General features: G+C 42.7%; 19 protein-coding genes. 10 read left to right on the top strand and 9 right to left on the bottom strand.

The genetic code is table 11. The features are described 5' to 3' along the window. Window position 1: 1 nt before the first annotated feature. The 4 genes from hdrB to MsAg5_RS06200 form a co-directional block, all read right to left on the bottom strand. Window positions 2-946, bottom strand: coding sequence for a CoB--CoM heterodisulfide reductase subunit B (gene hdrB / locus MsAg5_RS06185; protein ID WP_338099748.1), 945 nt, complete (start codon window positions 944-946; stop codon window positions 2-4). 128 nt (window positions 947-1,074) lie between these two features. Next, the gene (gene hdrC / locus MsAg5_RS06190) at window positions 1,075-1,599 is read right to left on the bottom strand and encodes a CoB--CoM heterodisulfide reductase subunit C (protein ID WP_338099749.1); all 525 of its coding nucleotides are present in this window, start codon (window positions 1,597-1,599) and stop codon (window positions 1,075-1,077) included. Window positions 1,600-2,660: 1,061 nt separating this feature from the next. Further along, complete coding sequence (locus tag MsAg5_RS06195; RefSeq protein ID WP_338099779.1) at window positions 2,661-4,286, bottom strand: sodium:solute symporter family protein; 1,626 nt, start codon at window positions 4,284-4,286, stop codon at window positions 2,661-2,663. Window positions 4,287-4,459: 173 nt separating this feature from the next. After that, window positions 4,460-4,570, bottom strand: a complete 111-nt coding sequence (locus MsAg5_RS06200; RefSeq protein ID WP_338099750.1) for a symporter small accessory protein — start codon at window positions 4,568-4,570, stop codon at window positions 4,460-4,462. Between the two features lie 436 nt (window positions 4,571-5,006). Between MsAg5_RS06200 and MsAg5_RS06205 the strand changes: the two genes are divergently transcribed. The 4 genes from MsAg5_RS06205 (at window position 5,007) to MsAg5_RS06220 (ending at window position 8,918) form a co-directional block, all read left to right on the top strand. Further along, window positions 5,007-5,717, top strand: coding sequence for an energy-coupling factor ABC transporter permease (locus tag MsAg5_RS06205; RefSeq protein ID WP_338099751.1), 711 nt, complete (start codon window positions 5,007-5,009; stop codon window positions 5,715-5,717). A gap of 838 nt (window positions 5,718-6,555) precedes the next feature. Next, the gene (locus MsAg5_RS06210) at window positions 6,556-7,020 is read left to right on the top strand and encodes a hypothetical protein (RefSeq protein WP_338099752.1); all 465 of its coding nucleotides are present in this window, start codon (window positions 6,556-6,558) and stop codon (window positions 7,018-7,020) included. A gap of 66 nt (window positions 7,021-7,086) precedes the next feature. Beyond that, window positions 7,087-7,878: a cobalt ECF transporter T component CbiQ gene (gene cbiQ / locus MsAg5_RS06215; RefSeq protein ID WP_338099753.1), complete on the top strand. Its 792-nt coding sequence runs from the start codon at window positions 7,087-7,089 to the stop codon at window positions 7,876-7,878. Window positions 7,879-7,964: 86 nt separating this feature from the next. Further along, a complete protein-coding gene (locus tag MsAg5_RS06220) occupies window positions 7,965-8,918 on the top strand; it encodes an energy-coupling factor ABC transporter ATP-binding protein (protein ID WP_338099754.1) in 954 nt (317 codons plus the stop codon). A gap of 805 nt (window positions 8,919-9,723) precedes the next feature. Here the strand turns inward: MsAg5_RS06220 and MsAg5_RS06225 are convergent. After that, entirely contained in the window at window positions 9,724-9,900 is a 177-nt protein-coding gene (locus MsAg5_RS06225; protein WP_338099755.1) for a hypothetical protein, read from the bottom strand. Window positions 9,901-10,681: 781 nt separating this feature from the next. On the opposite strand from MsAg5_RS06225, the gene MsAg5_RS06230 reads away from it, so the two are divergent. The 6 genes from MsAg5_RS06230 (at window position 10,682) to MsAg5_RS06255 (ending at window position 14,635) form a co-directional block, all read left to right on the top strand. Continuing rightward, entirely contained in the window at window positions 10,682-11,092 is a 411-nt protein-coding gene (locus tag MsAg5_RS06230; protein ID WP_338099756.1) for a hypothetical protein, read from the top strand. After that, entirely contained in the window at window positions 11,089-11,559 is a 471-nt protein-coding gene (locus MsAg5_RS06235) for a hypothetical protein (RefSeq protein ID WP_338099757.1), read from the top strand. Before MsAg5_RS06230 ends, MsAg5_RS06235 begins: the two co-directional genes overlap by 4 nt. Next, on the top strand, window positions 11,556-12,497 hold the full coding sequence (locus MsAg5_RS06240) for a hypothetical protein (RefSeq protein ID WP_338099758.1): 942 nt from the start codon (window positions 11,556-11,558) through the stop codon (window positions 12,495-12,497). Before MsAg5_RS06235 ends, MsAg5_RS06240 begins: the two co-directional genes overlap by 4 nt. A gap of 3 nt (window positions 12,498-12,500) precedes the next feature. Further along, the gene (locus MsAg5_RS06245; RefSeq protein ID WP_338099759.1) at window positions 12,501-13,241 is read left to right on the top strand and encodes a hypothetical protein; all 741 of its coding nucleotides are present in this window, start codon (window positions 12,501-12,503) and stop codon (window positions 13,239-13,241) included. 248 nt (window positions 13,242-13,489) lie between these two features. Then, complete coding sequence (gene crcB, locus MsAg5_RS06250) at window positions 13,490-13,882, top strand: fluoride efflux transporter CrcB (protein ID WP_338099760.1); 393 nt, start codon at window positions 13,490-13,492, stop codon at window positions 13,880-13,882. A gap of 108 nt (window positions 13,883-13,990) precedes the next feature. Next, a complete protein-coding gene (locus MsAg5_RS06255; protein ID WP_338099761.1) occupies window positions 13,991-14,635 on the top strand; it encodes a flavodoxin family protein in 645 nt (214 codons plus the stop codon). A gap of 27 nt (window positions 14,636-14,662) precedes the next feature. Here the strand turns inward: MsAg5_RS06255 and MsAg5_RS06260 are convergent, their stop codons facing one another. From MsAg5_RS06260 to MsAg5_RS06275, 4 genes are all read right to left on the bottom strand, one after another. Then, window positions 14,663-14,977, bottom strand: a complete 315-nt coding sequence (locus MsAg5_RS06260; RefSeq protein WP_338099762.1) for an MGMT family protein — start codon at window positions 14,975-14,977, stop codon at window positions 14,663-14,665. Between the two features lie 53 nt (window positions 14,978-15,030). Continuing rightward, window positions 15,031-16,305, bottom strand: coding sequence for a Glu-tRNA(Gln) amidotransferase subunit GatD (gene gatD / locus MsAg5_RS06265; protein ID WP_338099763.1), 1,275 nt, complete (start codon window positions 16,303-16,305; stop codon window positions 15,031-15,033). Between the two features lie 221 nt (window positions 16,306-16,526). After that, window positions 16,527-17,999, bottom strand: coding sequence for an argininosuccinate lyase (gene argH / locus MsAg5_RS06270; RefSeq protein ID WP_338099764.1), 1,473 nt, complete (start codon window positions 17,997-17,999; stop codon window positions 16,527-16,529). A gap of 61 nt (window positions 18,000-18,060) precedes the next feature. Continuing rightward, on the bottom strand, window positions 18,061-18,304 hold a 244-nt coding region (locus tag MsAg5_RS06275; protein ID WP_338099765.1), incomplete at its 5' end, for a hypothetical protein.

The following is an 18,304-nucleotide window of genomic DNA, read 5'->3' on the forward strand; positions in this document are numbered from 1 at the left end:
TTTAAGCCTCCTCCTTCTTCTTTTGGGACAACGCCAAGATTTTTTGTTCAAAAGCCGGGTTGGTGGTCGTGTTCATTTGAATGCCGAGTTCCTGCGGGGTGTGACCGAACGCCAAACCGAGAAGCTGCGCGTAGTGAAGCACCGGAATGTTGTAGTCTTTGCCGGTGGTCTTTTTCAGCTGCGCCTGGCCGGTGTCAAACTGAAGGTGGCAGAACGGGCAGGCGTCGACGATACAGTCGTATTCTTCCCGTTTCAGAATGTCGAGTTTCTTTTCCGTCATTTTGAGCGTGGTGTCAAGGAATGCGGAGCGTGCGCCGCCGCCGGCGCCGCAGCAAAGAAGCTTGTCTTCATAATCGACGCTTTTCGCGCCGGTCGCGTCGACCAAGTCATCAAAGAAGCGCGGATTTTCGGCGCTGCCGAGTCCTTCTTTTTCTTTGGACGGGCGGATGAGGTGGCAGCCGTAGTGGACGGCGACTTTAATGCCTTCCAGGGGAACGGTCACTTTTTCTTTGATCGCGTCGGCGCCGACGTCTTTCGCCAAAAATTCCATGATGTGGCGGACTTCGATGTCGCCTTTGTATTGCATGCCGACTTCGGAGAGCTTTTCGTTGACTTCCTTTTTGTGATCAGCATCGTGTTTTAAAGTGTGATTGGCTTCGCCGAGGGATCCGAAACAGCCGTTGCAGACGGTCAGCAAATCCATGCCCATCTGTTCGGACAAAACGATGTTGCGGCTGGCTAAGGTGAGCCATGTGGTTTTATCAAAAGATTTGAAAACGCCGGGCGCCGGACAGCAGGAAGCGCCTTTAAGCTCCTGAAGATCGACCCCGAGTTCCTTCATGACCCGACGGGAAGCGAGCTCGATTCCCGGGTACCGGTTCGGCGCGACGCAGCCGAGGAACAAAGAAAGACTTTGATTTTCTTTTTTAGATTCTGTAGCAGACATAATAGACATAAACTCCCAAAAACATCAAAACCGCTGAAAGCCCGGTTGATGTTTTCATTCATTCAATGACAGTGTAATTATAGTGATTTATAATGATGAATAAAATGAAATTAAAATGAAAATTTCACTTATTTTTTCGCGACCAGTGTATCGAATTGGCAGGCTTTGAGGAGTTTTTTCACTTGCTCATAAGCTTCCGGATACATGTGAACCGTCGGCGGCACTTCGGTGAGGCCGAGTTCTTTGCGTTTCTCTTTGTTGGAATCGTTGATCGGGACGGCGTGTCCGGTGGTGACGACGAAATTCGCGACGTCTTTGTGGGGCTCAAGCATGATGCCTTCGTGAACCGCCATCGTGCGCATGCGCAAAAGCGTGTCCACGTTGAGAACGCCTTCAGGGCACCGTTCCTGGCATTTGTAACAGGTCGTACAGTACCACAAGTATTCGTCGTTTAAAATACGGTTTTTGAGTCCGAGACCGGCCATTCGCATATACCGTTTGATATCGAAATTGGGCTCGATGTCCTTCATCGGGCATCCGGTCGAGCAGCCGTTGCAATTGAAGCACAAGAGAACTTTTTCAGTCCCTTTGTCTTTTTTAAGCTCGTTGAAAAAGGTTTTATCGATTTCTGAAGAGTTGATTGATTCTTTCACGAAATATCCCTCTCATATCCAAAAACAAAACCGGGGACGCCGGCAAAATGAGTTTTTGAAATGTTTTAATGAATAAATAAACAATAAATTTGAAGAATTGTTTTGCCGTTTTGGGGTTAAAATAAAGATAAACAGGAATGAAACTGAATACAAGCGGCTCTGTTTCAGACACTATTTATATAATGATAAATTATGAACATATGCAAAACAATTAAATCATATATAAATTCTGCCATTGCGGAACGGGGTTAACAATAGAAGACGACATCTCATTTTAAATATAAATTCCAATTGAAAATAAATGTTAACAATAGAGGAAACGTTATTGGCGGTTTGGTTTGGGGCGGCTGCGGGCGCGCGCGTTATGGCGACACATTTTTTTGAGATTTCAAAACCGTGGGGGCGGTTTTAGGATAAAACAAAAATGATGGAACGGTTTTTTAAAACTTCAAGCAAACCGTCCCGTAAAATCAGATGCGAAGCATCTGTATTTTACGGATACCACTCAGCAGATACAATTTAGATCGAAAACTGAGGTGCAAATCAGATCAGATAAGCAACTGTATTGTTGGAAACTGAAGGTACAAATCGGTACCAAATAATATCTGTATTTTTAGAAACGACAGGTGCAAATCCGTACCAAGTAACAACTGTATTGTTAGAAACAGTAGGTGCAATCTGTACCATAAAATAGAATGTATCTTGCAGATGGATTCCGCAAAATACAGACGCAAAGCGTCTGATTTTGCGGGATGGTTTGCTTGACATCTTTAATTTTACCGAATTATTTTTCCGCGACCGTAGGGAGCCGTTCGCGCAGCGAACTTTCTGAAACAGACTCACACCGCCACTGAAAAATTCCCAGCGAAGCGACGGAATTTTTGCGGGATGGTTTGCTTGATTTTGAAAAAATGAACGTTCGGTTTTTCAAAAACTCAAAACAAAAAGTGTCGCCATAACGCGCGCGGCGCCGCCCGCATCAAAAAACAGAAAAATGAAAATATAAAACAGAAAAATGAAAAAAGAAAAAACAAATGAGTGACAGAATCACTCATTTTTATTTAAGCAGATTCAGCCACAACACCGTCAACGGTTGTTGTTGCTGTGGTTTCTTCTTCTTTTTTAAACAAGTCGTCAACCATTTTCTGCGACGGCGGTTTTGTCATCAAACTGACGACGATGGCCACGATGATGGACAACGGCGTTGCAATCAAGATCGGGTCGACGTACGCCATACTCGGGATGAGCGTTGAGACGCCGAACAGGGCTTCACAAATGCCGATCGGGCCGGATTCGGCGACGTGGACAAACACATACCAGAGGATACTGGCAAGGAATCCGACGGCAAAGCTTGCGTAGGCGCCGGCTTTGGTCATTCTCTTCCAGAAGAGCGCACCAGCGTACATCGGGAGGAACGCGGCGGTACACATGCCCATGAAGATCGCGGTGGCGCGGGCGATGATGCTTCCCGGCAAGTAGAATGCCAAGATGACGGCCACAATGATGGTCACGATGATACCGATTCGTGTGAACAGGATGGTGTGGACGGATTTTCCTTTGAAAATACCGTTGCGGACCAAGTCGTAACCGACGGCAGTGCCCATGGTGTGGAATTGGGATCCGGCGGTGGACATGGCGGCCGACAGCAAACTGAGCATGAAGATGAGAACGAAAATCTCAGGCAACGCGCTGTTGATGTAAACAGGGATGATCGCGTCCAAATTTCCGCCGACAGCGTCAATGGCAACTTTTCCGGTCGTGTTGTAGAAGAACACGTTGGAGAGCGGACCGACAATGTAAGCGACGCCGGCCATCATGAAGATGAACGGACCGCCGGCCAAAACGGCGCGTTTCAATGTCTTTTTGTCTTTGACCATCATGAAACGAACAGCCAGTTGCGGCTGCGCGATAATACCGATACCGACACCCAAGATGAGGGACGAAACCATTGTCCACCACAACTGTGATCCGAAAACCGGCATGGATGTCCACCCTTGATGACCGATGGCGACCAAATTCGCGGGAACGAGCGAAGCCATGTTGCTGAGCGCGGTATGAGCTTCAATGACGCCGCCGAGTTTGACGTAAGTAAGGACGAGCAGCAGGAACATGCCGACGAACATAATAATGCCTTGGAACGCGTCGGTGTACAGAACGGAGATCATGCCGCCGACAATAACGTATGCGGCAACGAGGATTGTAAAGATAATGAGCGCGGCTTTGTAATCGAGGCCGAGCGTTGTTTCAATAAAGCGTGCGGAACCGATGAGAACGCTGGCCGCGTAAAGCGGCATGGTAACGGCGATAAAAATACCGAGCCAGGATTGAAGGCCGCGGGATTCAAAGCGTTTGCCGATAAATTCCGGGAACGTGGACGCGTGAAGGAACTGTCCCATCCGGCGCATAATCGGTCCGAAAACCAAGAAAGCGATGATGATGCCGACGAGAATGTTCAAGAAAGCCAGCCACAGCATCCCCATGCCGTAAGCAGCCGCGACGCCGCCGAATCCGATGATGGCAGACGTGCTGATGAAGGTGGCGCCGTAGGAAATCGCCATGACGAGCGAGTTGGTTTTTCGGCCGGCGACCATGTAGTCGGCAGCATTTTTCGTCTTTCTGTAGCCGTACCAGGCCAAGGCAATGGTTGCAGCCAAGTAAATAGCGATTAAGAAGAGCAATGCGGGCATGTTGATCCCGGTGGAATGGAATAAATCCGGCGGGATGATATCGTTGACGGACGAGGCCGCCGCAACGGATGTGAAAGAAGATGAATCAAACATAGTTATAACAGTCCTGTGAAATGATGATGAAATTGTGATTTAAAGTCAATGCAAATAAGTTATGCAAATATGAATCGAATTCAGTTGTCGTTGTTCCAGTGCCGGATTCCATAATACATGCACCAGAGGGCTGCGAAAATAGACAACAGATAAGCGCTCCAAACGAGGGGATCAACAATTCCAAGAAACATTTAACAACATTACTCCTGTAAATTTTAATTTAATTTTTAATCTTTAGATTAAATTTTTACCTTCAATTCTTAAATTTTTATTTTTAAGTTTCAATTCTATATTTATTTAATTAATTTTATTGACCGTTTTGATTAAAATTGTGTGTAAGTATCGGCATCATATATTAATTATAGGATTATGATTGCTGAAACTTTGTGTCACTTGCTACCATGACACACTGTGTCACGGTCGACAAATGAACAAAGGGTGTGGAAAGTATATAAAAGATTTGCTTGCGAATGTCAGGGAATCATTTAAAATATAATTCAGTCAGAATTGTTGTTGCTACTAATTTGAAAATTCGTAATAACCGTTAAATAGGGTAACGTCATTTGGACTCACAGATTATTACAATATTACAACATGACACAAAAGTAACACAATCGGAGTTTTCAAATGCATATTTCAGAAGGTGTTCTCCCGGCCTGGCTTCTTGCCGCCGGCTGGCTGTTGACGATCATATTATTAGCCGGCAGTTTGTGGTGGGGAAAGAAAAGCACGGACGACATGAATCAAAAGATTCCTCAAATCGCCGTGATGACCGCCGCCTTTTTCGTCGCCTGCATGTTCCGGATTCCGCTGCCGCCAACGTCCCTCCATTTGGTGCTTGCCGGTTTGGTCGGCATACTTCTTGGACCGTTCGCATTCGTCTGTATTTTCATCGGACTGCTGCTTCAAGCACTGCTGCTTGGAAACGGCGGCCTTGCCGTTTTGGGCGTCAACACGTTCATCATGGGATTTCCGGCATTGCTCGGATATTTGGTTTTCGTCGCGCTGTCCAAAAAGACGAACTACGCAATCTCCGGCGCCGTTGCCAGCGTCTTTGCCATCCTGATTTCCACCCTGATTTTGGGCGTTGTGCTCATTTTCGGTGGAATCACTTTCGGCAGCATTGACAGCGTTCAAGCGTTTGCGTCCCAATTTGCCATTTTGGAAAGCGTCATGAAAACGTTGGCCGGTTCTCCGTGGCTGCTGACGTTTGCGCTCCTGATCATTATGAATCTGCCGCTTATGATTGTGGAAGGAATAATCAGCGGACTGATTGTGCCGTTTATTGCAAAAGTGAAACCGGAAATGTTACCGGAAAAGAAAACGGCAGCTTCATAAGTAATGTATTCACGAAAATATTATTCACAAAAATATTACACAAAAACATTTATTAAAAACCCCAAGCAAACCACCCCGTAACATCAACCGAAAAATTCCGTCGCTTCGCTAGGAATTTTTCAAAGGCGGTGGAACTCGGAATACATAGAATTCGCTTCGCGAATGGCTCCCTCCGGTCGCAGGAAATAATTTGTCAAATTAAAATCCCAAGCAAACCATCCCGTAAAATCAAACGCGATAGCGTTTGTATTTTACGGATACCACTCAGCAGATACAGTTAAACAGAAAACTGTAGATGCAAATTGGTTTTATCATCTGTATTTGCAAACTGTAGGTACAATCTGAAATCAAAAAACAGAAAACTGTAGATGTAAATTGGTTTTATCATCTGTATTTGCGAACTGCAGGTGCAAACTGAAATCCAAAAACAGAAAACTGTAGATGCAAGTTGGTTTTATCATCTGTATTTGCAAACTGCAGGTGCAATCTGAAATCTAAAAACAGTCAACTGCAGATGCAAACCAGAACTGTAAACAATAATCTGATAAAATTACACATTCCCAACTGATCGTAATCCGCAAAATACAGACGCAAAGCGTCTGATTTTGCGGGATGGTTTTCTTGGGAATGTTAGAACAGCCAAACCAAATATTTTGCGACCGGAGGGAGCCATTCGCGAAGCGAATTTACAGAAACAGACTCCCACCGCCCTTGAAAAATTCCTAGCGAAGCGATGGAATTTTTGCGTCAGAATTTGCGGGATGGTTTGCTTGACATTCAAAAATGAAAATAAGATAAGTTATCAAAAACAAAATCAAATATAAACAGGAGATCCAATATGAAAATTCAAAAAACCATCTCTTTACTTGTCCTTTTCAGCCTCATGCTGACGATGCTGGCCGCACCGGCCGCAGCGCACGGAACGTACATGACTTTGGAACCCAACGGCGTCAAAGTTCAAGCCTGGTACCAAGGAAACGAACCGATGGCGAACTGCGATTATCAAGTTTACGCAATTTCCGTCAGCAACGGAACCGAAACCGAATCTCTTTATTTGACCGGAAAAACAGATGACAACGGAACAGCTGTTTTCGACATCAAACCGGGCGTCAATATTTACCGCGTCAAAGTCATTTCAGGCGAACACGCAGCAGAACGCCGGATTGATTTGGCAGCCGGATCTTCGGGCGCCGCCGGCGACCACAGTCACGTTTCTTGGTTTAACGTCTTTGCCGGACTCGGATATATCGTCGGTATCGCCGGCATTTTGATGTACTTCATGTCCCGGAAGCAGAAAAAATAATTTAAATCAAAAACAGAAATGAACGCGTAAAATTCAAAAACCAATAGAAACCGTTGCCGTGAAAAAATGAAACTGCCATCTGAAACGTATTCGGCCATTGACGCCCCGATTCAGCGCATGAATCCGATGACGAAAGTCATCGTTTTTTTGCTGCTCATCTTTTCAGTGTCGATCGTCAAATCAACGGAAGCGGCGGCATTCATTCTGCTTTTGGCCATTCTTCTGTGGATTTTAGCCAAACTGCCGGTTTCATACGTTCTCAAAAGAATGGCGGCGCCGTTTTTGTTCGTCTTCATTTTTGCCGTCGCGCTTTTGTTCAGCACCGGCAGCGCAAACGGCGAAGAAATTGTCTGGTCCGTTTGGATTTTTAACATCACAAGCGCCGGCATTTCGGAAGCGGTTCTCATCTTGATCCGCGCAACAGCAGCTCTTCTGTTGATTACAATTCTCCTCGGGACGACCAAATTCGATTTGATTGTTAAAGTTCTGTACGACTTGAAGGTTCCGATTTTTATTCTTCAAATATTGATGTTTTCCTACCGCTACATTTTCGTGTTCGCCAAAGAATTAGACAGCATGAGAAATTCCATGGCGTCCAAAGGATTCACGCCGAAAATTTCCATGCGGTCGATGAGAGCCGCCGCCAATACCGTCGCCATGCTTTTTATTAACGGATTTGAGCGCGCCGACGCTGTTTATCAATCGATGGTGTCGAAGGGTTACACCGGAAAACCGGCGATTATTACAAAAAACAAGATGTATGCCAAGGATTATGCAATCGTCGTGCTGGGAATTGTTGTTGCCGTTGCCATCCAAATTCCGACAATCGTTTCATATTTAAGTGCAGTTGGCGTTTAAGGAAAAATTGAAAATGAATTGATATTTAGATTATAAATTGACGAATTATATTACGAATTATAAATTGAATGTGAAAAGTGATTGAAATGGAATCAGAGGCAAATCAGTTGGAAAACAGTATCAACAAAAAAGATCCGGTTCTGTCTCTGTCCAATCTGACTTACATTTATCCGAACAAAAAAACAGCGCTGGACAACATTTCTTTTGACGTTTTCCCGGGCGAAAAGATTGCCATCGTCGGCCCAAACGGCGCCGGAAAAACCACGCTTTTCCTTCATCTCAACTACACATTCAAAAGCAAAGGCCACATCAAAGTCGCCGGCAAAGATATTTCCGAATATAAAAATGCCGACCGCGTCAAAGAAATCGGCATTATGTTCGCCGACCCGGACAACCAGTTGTTTATGCCGACCGTTTTTGACGACGTTGCTTTCGGTCCTTTGAATTTGGGATTGTCGGAAGACGAAACAAAAAAGCGTGTTGAAGAAGCGATGGCAATGACCGGAATTGCCGACCTTCGGGACCGTGTTCCGCACCATCTCAGTTTCGGGCAAAAGAAAAAAGTGGTTTTGGCGTCCATCGTCGCGCTTCGGCCGAAGATTTTGGTCCTCGACGAGCCGACCGCCAACTTGGATCCGAAAAGCAAACGCGATGTGTTGGCCATTATTGACAAATTGAACAAAGAAGGCATTACCACGATTGTGGCGACGCATGACGTCAATTTGTTGTCGGAACTGGCAGACCGCGTGATTGTTCTGAATGAAAGAATTATTGAAACCGGAACGCCAAGAGAGATTTTCTCAAATATTAAATTGCTTCAGGAAAACAATTTGGAAGCGCCGGAAGTGTTTAAGTTGTTCCAGCTGCTGTCTTGCATCGGGTTTGATTGTGAAGAACTGCCGCTCAACTTTGAAGAATCCGTGGATGAAATTTTAAAGCAAATTGAGAGCGGCGAAGGACATATTCATTTGCATTCTCATGAGGAAACGCATGAACATATTCACCAATTGAAGAAGAATTACGGGAATGGGAAGCATTAAAAATCTGATTTTAAACAGTATGGGTTGAAAAGGATGCACTGATAGACATCGTATTTCAATATCTTTAAGTTCTGATTTTAACAATGCATACAATCGGGGCAAAACCACGCCAACATAACATTTCAATATCTAAAGTTCAGATTTTACTTACAACCACTCGCTTTTGAAAAATGGGTTCAGCCATTTCAATATCTTTAAACTATGATTTGAGATTGAACTATGATTTGAGATTGGTTTGAGTTTTGCCATCCCTTTATCAGTTTCAATATCTTTAAGGCCTGATTCTAATTTGTTATTTCTTGATAATAGTTATTTCCATCATAAGCATTTCAATACCTCTAAGGTCTGATTTTAACAAAAATCTAAAAAGATTTTGAAAAATGAACTTGTTCTATTTCAATACCACTCATTTTTGATTGGGATACATTACCTTGTTCCGTTAATAGTTATCGTATTTCAATATCTCTAAATTCTGATTTTAACCGTTCCATACTATGTGTAGTCCGACGGTTGCCATATTTCAATATCTCTAAGTTTTGATTTTAACAAGATTTGTAGCCGTCGCAGCGTTCGTCGTGTTTCAATTTCAATATCTCTAAGTTCTGATTTTAACACGGAATCTGTTCTCTAAAATCAATGAATTTGAGGAATTTCAATATCTCTAAGTTCTGATTTTACGTCAACACGGACAATTTCCGACATAGTCAATCTCCACTCAAATCTTAATCAGTGAAATCCGCTTAAACAGACGCGAAACACGTCTGTTTAAGCGGGATGGTTTTCTTGAGATAGAATTGTTTTCAAATTATTTCACTTTATACTTCACCCGGCTGCCGTATTTCTGCGCTTTCAGCAAACCGAATTCCTCAAATTTCATGACGAAAGTTCGAACGGTCGCGTAAGCAACGTCACGGTAGTCTTTTTCAAGCTGCTTTGTGGAAAACTCGTTTGTTCCGTAAGTTGATAAGACGAAATAAAACAAATCTTTCTCTTTTTCTGTGACATCGCCGTCTTGTAAGTGTTTTTGAATATCTACTGATACTTATTGATACCAATTGATACTAATTGGTATCAATAAGTATCAATTATAAAAATATACGAAAAGAACCAAATATTATCCAAACATAATTGATTGAGGCGAAATTATGAAAACTGCTGCGTTTGGTATGATTTTGGGACTGCAATGCACGATTTTTTCATTAACCAAATAGACGAGAGAAATGAAGTAAAGTGAAAACATGACTTTTCTAATATTTATTATTGGATTTTTAATGATTCTGATCAGCAGTTTCATATGTGACGATCGATCCAATAGATATTATCCACACTACCGATACATAATTATCATAAGTTTAGTCGCAGAACTTGCATTTTATTTCATTGTCTTAAGTTTTGAGAAATATGCAGATTCAATATGGATTCCGTTGACAACAAGTGGGATACTTACTGTTTTAAATTTGATATATGCTGAATATATAACATCCGTTGCAAAAAAGAATAAAAAAATAAATTCGGAACTTTATTTAATGCAGGTCCTAAAGCCTTGCGGAAAAGGTTACACAACATATGGAACGGAATTTGAAACAGTTCAACAAAAAGCCAAATTGCCCTTTTTCAGAAGACAAATGACTGATCTTCGAATTGATTTGAAAAGGATGAACAACAAAAATATTGCGTAGACAAACAGTGATGAAATAATTCTGAGTGAATATGCGGTTCAAGTTCTAAATCAAAATGATCTGACAGGATTTCTTTTGAGACCGGTGTATGACAAAAATGGTGAGAAATATCAAAATTTAAATTATTTCCAATTAGGATCGACAAATATTTTGCCCCCAGCTTCGGAAAAAACAAAAATTATTACAAAAAAATATTCGGAATATATTTTCAAGCTGTTAGATACATGGACTCTTTATTATGAGGAAGATGTGAGAAATAAAATATTAGATTTTAATTTCAGTGATGAATACATTTATCCAACAACATTTGAATACACTCAATATGTCGCAATATCCCCCTTTCAAAAAGATAGAACACCGCAAAGGATGATTCTTGTTTCCAGTAAAACAAAAACAATATTAGAACGAGAATTCCCTAAAGAAATAACGTTTCACCCGGTTATCTTTGTGAATGATACAGACCACGACCAAAAATCTGAAAAGGAATCTACATGAAAGTGCCAAACTTACAGGATACAAAAACATTATTTTCGATTGTGTTTATTGCTCAAGCAATCATCTTTATATTGTATTTTGCGTTTGTTGACCCGACTAACTCTGGTATTGTACTCGTTTGTTTTGCGCTTCAGTTCGTAGTAGCTGCTTATCTGATATTGAATGGAACATTTTTCAAGGTACACTCTAAAACAAATTCCTACCTACCACCTATTGGAATTGCCGCTTTTCTAACTATAACAGGATATTTATCGTTATCAATTATTTTTCCGACAGCAGTATGGATATCTTCAACCAAAATAATCTCATGGATATTCTCAGTTGAAACATATGATAATTCCATTTTAATGTATTTGTGCTTCATTTTAGCAGATGCTGTCATGTTATTGTTTTTCAATTATCTTACCACACATGCCACTAAAGGAAATAGAAGTAATGAAAACCAAGAACAGGCGGAATTGAAATGACGCCGGAACAAATCATTTTTATTTTATCCTCAATGCTTCCTGGAATTTATCTGGCGGCTCAAAAGAATTTCATTTACACAATGGACAAAAGATACAACAGATTCCTAATCCGAGCCATATTTACAATTCCGGGGCTTTCTATTTTAATTCTCGTTGTATCCATCCTCATTATTGCCATAATATCGGATGACATCTTAGATGTTTCAAAGCTGTCGTATTTTGATTCGATAATTCCAATTATTTTGAGTATTATTCTAATTTACATATTCAGAAAATATATCATCGCCGATGATGAACCCGAAATTCTTAGCCGAGAAGAGAAGAATTATGAGTTATTTATCTACATACCGAATGCTCAAATAAGATACAGTAACACAAGATATGAAATCATAAACAAAAAAAGAACAGCGACAGAGTTAATGATTAAAAGGCAAACCACGGATTTAAGCATCGAATGGAACCCCGCACTTTTAGAAGACGGTTTGATTATGACAATACATGGAGAGATTGTCGTCAATGAAAATACGTTGAATGTTTTGGAACAAAATGGAATAAACGGATATGCAACTCGTCCCGTAAAAATTTTTAAATCAAGTGGATTTCAAATTCAATATTTAACAGATAAAAAATATTACCAAATTGTTTGCAAACATATTATGCCACAATTATCTTCACCGACCGTTATAAAAATTAAAAAACTTCCTTTAAAGATATGGGTTGAAAACAACAAGTATTACTACAAATCTGATGTGATGGGTGAAATATTCGATTTGAACCAAACTTTTGAACATTTCGGAGATGATTTTTATATATCTCAGAGATTTTGGGTTATTTCAAAAAAGATGAAAGAACTCTTAGTTAAGCAATTCAATCAAACAGAAGATGATTTCATTCCGATAATTTTAATAGATGACGAAAAAAATGAAAAGCAAGTGTGAAACATGACTTTTTTAAGTATTATTATTGGATTTGCACTCTTATTAATTGGGTTTGTTGCTATTCCCAAAAAATATTACAACCAATATCCTAAAGGAAGTTTTTCAGAGACAATAGCAATTGTCGTATACATATTTTGTTTTTTAATTTTGTATATTTTATTAATTTTTTTGTTTGATTATTTAAAAATAGAATATGGATTTATATTCTCGGGCCTCATAGCGTTTTCTATCACATACATTTCATTTAGATATATTCCAAATTTGAATAATAAAAATCCGAAAATAGAATACTCAGACCTCTACTTGCTTCAATCCAAGAAAAACGCAGGGAACGGATGCAAATTTTATGGAACACAGTTTAAAATAACTCAAATTAAACAAGGGTTGCCATATATTGAAGTACAAGTTTCCGATTTAATTATTGATTTTAGAAAAATGGAAGGAAAAAACATCGCCCAAACATGCAACAATGAATTTATATTGAGCAAAAATGCTGTTGAAACATTAAAGCAATCAGATCTTTCTGGCATCGAATATCGACCAGTCCATCACCGAAAAGATAGAAAAGATGAATATAAAGATACAAAATATTTTCAATTAACGTCGTCAAATATTCTACCACCGATTTCAAAAAAGACAAAATTTAGAACAAATAAAGTCCTTGGATATATCTTTTTATTTTTAGAAAATTACAAGATATATTATGACAAAAAAATACTGGAAAAATCTGTTGATTTCAATTAGAGTTTTGAATACATTTATCCAACAACATTTTGTAACGTAGGAACGCCAACAGGCTCTGTTTCTAACGCACAAAAAACACCTCAAAGACTCATGATAATCTCACAAAAAGCAAAAATGTTTTTGGAAAAAGAATTTCCCGATGAAGTGGAGTTTTTCCCCATAATTTTGATTGATGAAAATAAACAAGAAACATAAAAATAAAGAAAATCCAAACCCATTAAATACAAAAAAAATAATAAAACCATAACATGATTGCAGAACTTCTATGTGTCGGAATCGGCGGATTTTTGGGTGCGTGCGCACGCTATCTCATCACCCTGACGTCCAAAAATTTCGGCATTTCTTTTCCGTTCGGAACGTTGATTTCAAACGTTGTCGCCGGTTTTTTGATCGGCTTCATTATCGGCGCGGAACAGCAGACGACGGAATTGTCGCCGAAAATCAAACTCTTTTTGACCACCGGATTCCTCGGCGGACTGTCCACGTTTTCGGCGTTCAGTTTGGAAACCGTCGACTTCCTGGCAACCGAAAAATATGTTTTGGCCATTTTGAACGTCTTTTTGAACCTGGCGCTCAGTTTTGCAGGCGTCATTCTCGGATTCGCAGCGGCGAAACTGATGTTTTCGGCTGTGAAGGTTTAAATAAAACGAAAGAAATTATAAGTTCATTTTTATTTTTGTGTTATTTTGTTTTATTTTTTTGTTTTGTTTTGCAGACTCATATTTTATTTTAAACATGGAGAAATTAAAATGCATGCAATCGCCATTAACGGAAGTCCTCGGAAAAACCACAACACAGCCACAATTTTAAAGCACGCACTCGACGGCGCCGCGTCGGCCGGCGCAACAACCGAAACCGTTCATTTGTACGACCTCAACTACAAAGGCTGTACCAGCTGTTTTGCCTGCAAGCGAAAAGATACCAAAAATCCGGGAAGATGCGCCATGAAAGACGATTTGACGCCCGTCCTTGAAAAAATAATGAATTCTGACGTTCTTTTGCTCGGATCACCGATTTATTTGGCCGACGTCACCGGCGAAATGCGTTCGTTTATCGAACGGCTGATTTTTCCGATCATCAGCTATGACGATTATAACAAACCGGTTTTTTCCGGAAAGATTTCCTCAGCCTTCTTTTTTACCATGAATGTACCCCAAGAGATCTTCCAATACTATAGAGAATTCTTAGAATCACATCCGAAAACATTGGAAAGAACGCTTCACGGCAGTTCCGAATATTTGCCGGTTTTTGACACGTACCAATTCAACGATTATTCCAAATATGCCGCCGCCATGTTCAATGAAACGCACAAGGCAAAAGTGAAAGCGGAACAATTCCCGAAAGACTGCGCCGCAGCGTTTGAAATCGGAAAACGGCTGGCTCAAAAAGAGTAAAAACGAAAATAACGTTGTTGTATTTTATCAATCGGTGTCCGCGCCGGCGGCGCCGGACCACCGGCATGCTTTCATATCGACGCGCCCGTCCGGCAAAAATGAAACGCCTTCATTTTCCAAGAGGAAACGGCGCATATCTGCAAAATCACCGCCTGTAATTGAACCGTCGGCCATGACGACGCGTTGCCACGGCAGATTTTCAGGGCAGCGCCGCATCGCCCAACCGACTTGGCGCGCCGCGCGCGGATGCCCCAGCATTTGTCCGATTTGGCCGTAGGAAACGACTTTGCCGCAAGGGATTTGCGCCACAATTTCGTAAACTTGTTCAAAAAAAGAGTTCATAAATATCTCAGAGTGGTCATAAAAAAAGATTAAAACAAAGCAACAGCTTTGTTTTAGTCAATAATCATCGGCGAAATTTCTCCGCGGTAATCTTCAACAATCTTCTTTTTGACGGTTTCGTAATCATAACCCTGACCGAGGAGCCACATCAATTTCACGAAAACGGCTTCCGTGGTTTGGTCGATCGCTTCAATGGCGCCGGCTTTTTTCATATTTTGACCGGTTTCATAAGTATCGCACGCCGTTGCGCCGGAGCTGCACTGAGATGTGATCACGACCGGCACTTTCATGACCGTCGCCTTTTGAATCAGCGGAATCCAGTCGTTAGAAACGTGACCGAGTCCGACGCCTTCAAGAATCAAGCCTTTGTAACCGTTTTCCAAATAGTAGTCAAAAATATCGGGACTGGAACCCGGCACGAACTTGACGATTGCGCATCTGGTTTCCAATTTCGGTGCGATGGACAGCTTTTTTTCGCCGCGCTTTTGATAATTGACATAGTTGGACAAAAGTTCAAAGCGGTCGGTTTTGTAATCAATGAGCGCCAGCGGCAGCATGTTGATGGATTTGAACGTGTCGCGGCGACTGGTGTGCATCTTTCGGGCTTTGACGGCGCGGTGAACGTAACAGAAGTCGTCGGACATGCTGCCGTGCATCACAATCGTGACTTCGGCAATGTCGCTTTTAGCGACTTTGGCGGCGCAAATCAAGTTCATGTGGTTGTCGCTGCTCGGGCGGTCCGGGCTTTTCTGAGCGCCGGTGAAAACGATCGGGACCGGGGTTTCAATCATATAAGCCACCGCTGCCGCCGAAAAAGCCATGGTGTCGGTGCCGTGCGTCACGATAATACCGTCGGCGCCATTGTTGATTTCTTCATAAATGGCTTCGGCAAGCTTCACCCAGTGTTCAGGACCCATGTTTTCGGACAGAAGGCTGCACACTTCGCGGGCGGAGAAGTCGGCGAAACCGTCCAGTTCCGGCACTTCGGATAAGATGTCGGCCGCCGAAAACGACGGAACGACGCTGCCGGTGTCCGGATTAAAATAACAGGCAATGGTGCCGCCGGTGGAGAGGATGGAAATTTTGACGCCGGATTTGCTTTTTGAAAAAGCAGGCGCGTTTTCCGCACAGGGACGGACGAGAAACACCGGCGGAACATCCGGCGATTCTAAAATTTCAACATTTACATCGTCTTGCAAAAATCCGGAAATATAACCGCCGCCGGTCATTTTAATCGTGATGTAGCCGGGGTCGCCCTGAATCACATGGCCTTCAAAAAAAGCGCCATCCTTCTCGATTTTTACAAAATCTCCAATCTTGTACGACATTTTAGAATCCTCGTTGTTTTAATAGTTAAATGGTTAATATGAGTGATAAGAATAAAATGGACAATAGAATATAATCAAATTGTATAATCTGAATGAATTCAATCCGATATATTATATTTTTTAATAATCAATTTTAATGATAAATATGGAACGAACCGATGACAAATAAGAACGGAAAAATCAAAGAATGAAAAGAAAAAGATGAAAGAGATGATCGTTCATCAAATTTCTTTTTTAACGTCTTCGACCAAACCGTTTAACGCGTTTTCAACCGCGCTGTTCAACCCGGAAATTTGGGATTCGAGTGCTTGAATTCTTTTTTCTTTTTCCGAAATTGATTTTTTCATTTGTTCGGGCGCCGGACCGCCGAGGACAGCCCGTCTTTTGACGTTTTCCATCGGATCCAACGCGTCCTTGACCGCTTTTTGAGTCAAACCGCGCGCCGATAATTTTTCGCCGATCACGTCCATGGACACGGCGTCGATTTCTTCAAGCGTCGGCTCAATAGATGTCCCCCGGCTGAGCGTTCCGACGATTTGGTGCGCCGTCCTGAACGGAATTTTCGCTTCCCGAACCATGGTGTCCGCGAGTTCGGTCGCGCTCGTGAATCCGGCCGGCGCCTGTTTTTCCATGACGTCGGTGTGAACCGTCAGCGTCGACAGCATGCCCGCCATCATCCGAACGGAGGCGGCGGTGACGCTTGAGCTGCGAATAATATTGGGCGTCGCCTCCTGAAGATCGCGGTTGTAGCTGAGCGGCAGGCCTTTCGTTGTCACCAAAAGCGCCGACAGCGCGCCGATCACAGTTCCGGATTTGCCGCGCATGAGCTCTGCCGTGTCCGGGTTTTTCTTTTGCGGCATAATCGAAGACGTCGACGCATACGTGTCGTCGAGCTCCACAAAATTAAATTCCTGACCGGACCAAATGATAAGTTCTTCAGCCATCCGGCTGAGATTGATCATAATGTTTGAGAAAGCAGCGGCGCATTCGATTAAAAAGTCGCGGCTACTGACCGCGTCCATAGAATTCGTCATCGGTTTGGAGAATCCGAGCGATTTGGCAGTCATTTCCCGGTCCAAATTAAAACCGGTCGACGCGAAAGCCGCCGCCCCGAGAGGGCATAAGTTGACGCGCGCGTAAGCCGAAATCACACGTTCGATGTCGCGTTCCAGCGCGTCGGCGTGCGCCATCATGTGGTGCGCAAACGTCGTCGGCTGTGCATGTTGAAGGTGCGTAAAGCCGGGCATGACAGTTGTTAAATGTTGGCGGGCAAGAGCCACCAAAACGTGTTGGAGCGCGGTCAAGTCATCGAGAAGAGAGAGAAGTTCGCCGCGCAGCGCAAACCGGATGCAGGTCGCCACTTCGTCGTTGCGGGAGCGCCCCGAATGCATACGGCCGCCGGCCTCGGCGCCGATGAGATCGATGAGCCGGGATTCCAAAGAAATGTGGATGTCTTCGTAGCTGAAATCCAATTTTTCCATCCCTTCTTCCCGAATTTGAAGAAGACCGGCCAGAATCTTTTGGCAATCCGATTTTAAGATAATGCCCTGTTTCGCCAGCATGAGCGTGTGCGCCAAATCGACGTAGACGTCCGCTTCGAAAATCCATTTGTCCGCCGCCATCGACGACGTATAATTCCGCATTTCCTCATCCGGGCTTTTGCTTAAGCGCCCGCGCCTTAAAATGTCACTCATAACGATTTTCCTTTTTAATAATGGTGAAAAGAATTCATTCTTAGAATTAAATGCTTACGATTCAATTTTTTTGAGGGTTTTGAAAACTGAGGACGGTTTTGGACGATTCGTCAAAAGTGATTGCGATCACGCGCGCGTGGGGCGCGGCGGCAAGCCGAGGGGCGATTTTTTGTTTCCGGTTTCCGGTTTCCGGTTTCCGGTTTCCGGTTTCCGGTTTCCGGTTTCCGGTTTCCGGTTTCCGGTTTCCGGTTTCCGGTTTCCGGTTTCCGGTTTCCGGTTTCCGGTTTCCGGTTTCCGGTTTCCGG

Origin of the sequence: Methanolapillus africanus (genome assembly GCF_032714475.1) — an archaeon.
GTDB classification, from domain to species: Archaea; Halobacteriota; Methanosarcinia; order Methanosarcinales; family Methanosarcinaceae; genus Methanolapillus; species Methanolapillus africanus.

What these genes read in the sequence shown, in the direction of transcription:
- hdrB (WP_338099748.1), bottom strand. Translation starts at nt 946, where the DNA reads ATGTCTGCTACAGAATCTAAAAAAGAAAATCAAAGTCTTTCTTTGTTC.
- MsAg5_RS06195 (WP_338099779.1), bottom strand. Translation starts at nt 4,286, where the DNA reads ATGCCCGCATTGCTCTTCTTAATCGCTATTTACTTGGCTGCAACCATT.
- MsAg5_RS06200 (WP_338099750.1), bottom strand. Translation starts at nt 4,570, where the DNA reads ATGTTTCTTGGAATTGTTGATCCCCTCGTTTGGAGCGCTTATCTGTTG.
- MsAg5_RS06205 (WP_338099751.1), top strand. Translation starts at nt 5,007, where the DNA reads ATGCATATTTCAGAAGGTGTTCTCCCGGCCTGGCTTCTTGCCGCCGGC.
- MsAg5_RS06210 (WP_338099752.1), top strand. Translation starts at nt 6,556, where the DNA reads ATGAAAATTCAAAAAACCATCTCTTTACTTGTCCTTTTCAGCCTCATG.
- cbiQ (WP_338099753.1), top strand. Translation starts at nt 7,087, where the DNA reads ATGAAACTGCCATCTGAAACGTATTCGGCCATTGACGCCCCGATTCAG.
- MsAg5_RS06220 (WP_338099754.1), top strand. Translation starts at nt 7,965, where the DNA reads ATGGAATCAGAGGCAAATCAGTTGGAAAACAGTATCAACAAAAAAGAT.
- MsAg5_RS06235 (WP_338099757.1), top strand. Translation starts at nt 11,089, where the DNA reads ATGAAAGTGCCAAACTTACAGGATACAAAAACATTATTTTCGATTGTG.
- MsAg5_RS06240 (WP_338099758.1), top strand. Translation starts at nt 11,556, where the DNA reads ATGACGCCGGAACAAATCATTTTTATTTTATCCTCAATGCTTCCTGGA.
- MsAg5_RS06245 (WP_338099759.1), top strand. Translation starts at nt 12,501, where the DNA reads ATGACTTTTTTAAGTATTATTATTGGATTTGCACTCTTATTAATTGGG.
- crcB (WP_338099760.1), top strand. Translation starts at nt 13,490, where the DNA reads ATGATTGCAGAACTTCTATGTGTCGGAATCGGCGGATTTTTGGGTGCG.
- MsAg5_RS06255 (WP_338099761.1), top strand. Translation starts at nt 13,991, where the DNA reads ATGCATGCAATCGCCATTAACGGAAGTCCTCGGAAAAACCACAACACA.
- MsAg5_RS06260 (WP_338099762.1), bottom strand. Translation starts at nt 14,977, where the DNA reads ATGAACTCTTTTTTTGAACAAGTTTACGAAATTGTGGCGCAAATCCCT.
- gatD (WP_338099763.1), bottom strand. Translation starts at nt 16,305, where the DNA reads ATGTCGTACAAGATTGGAGATTTTGTAAAAATCGAGAAGGATGGCGCT.
- argH (WP_338099764.1), bottom strand. Translation starts at nt 17,999, where the DNA reads ATGAGTGACATTTTAAGGCGCGGGCGCTTAAGCAAAAGCCCGGATGAG.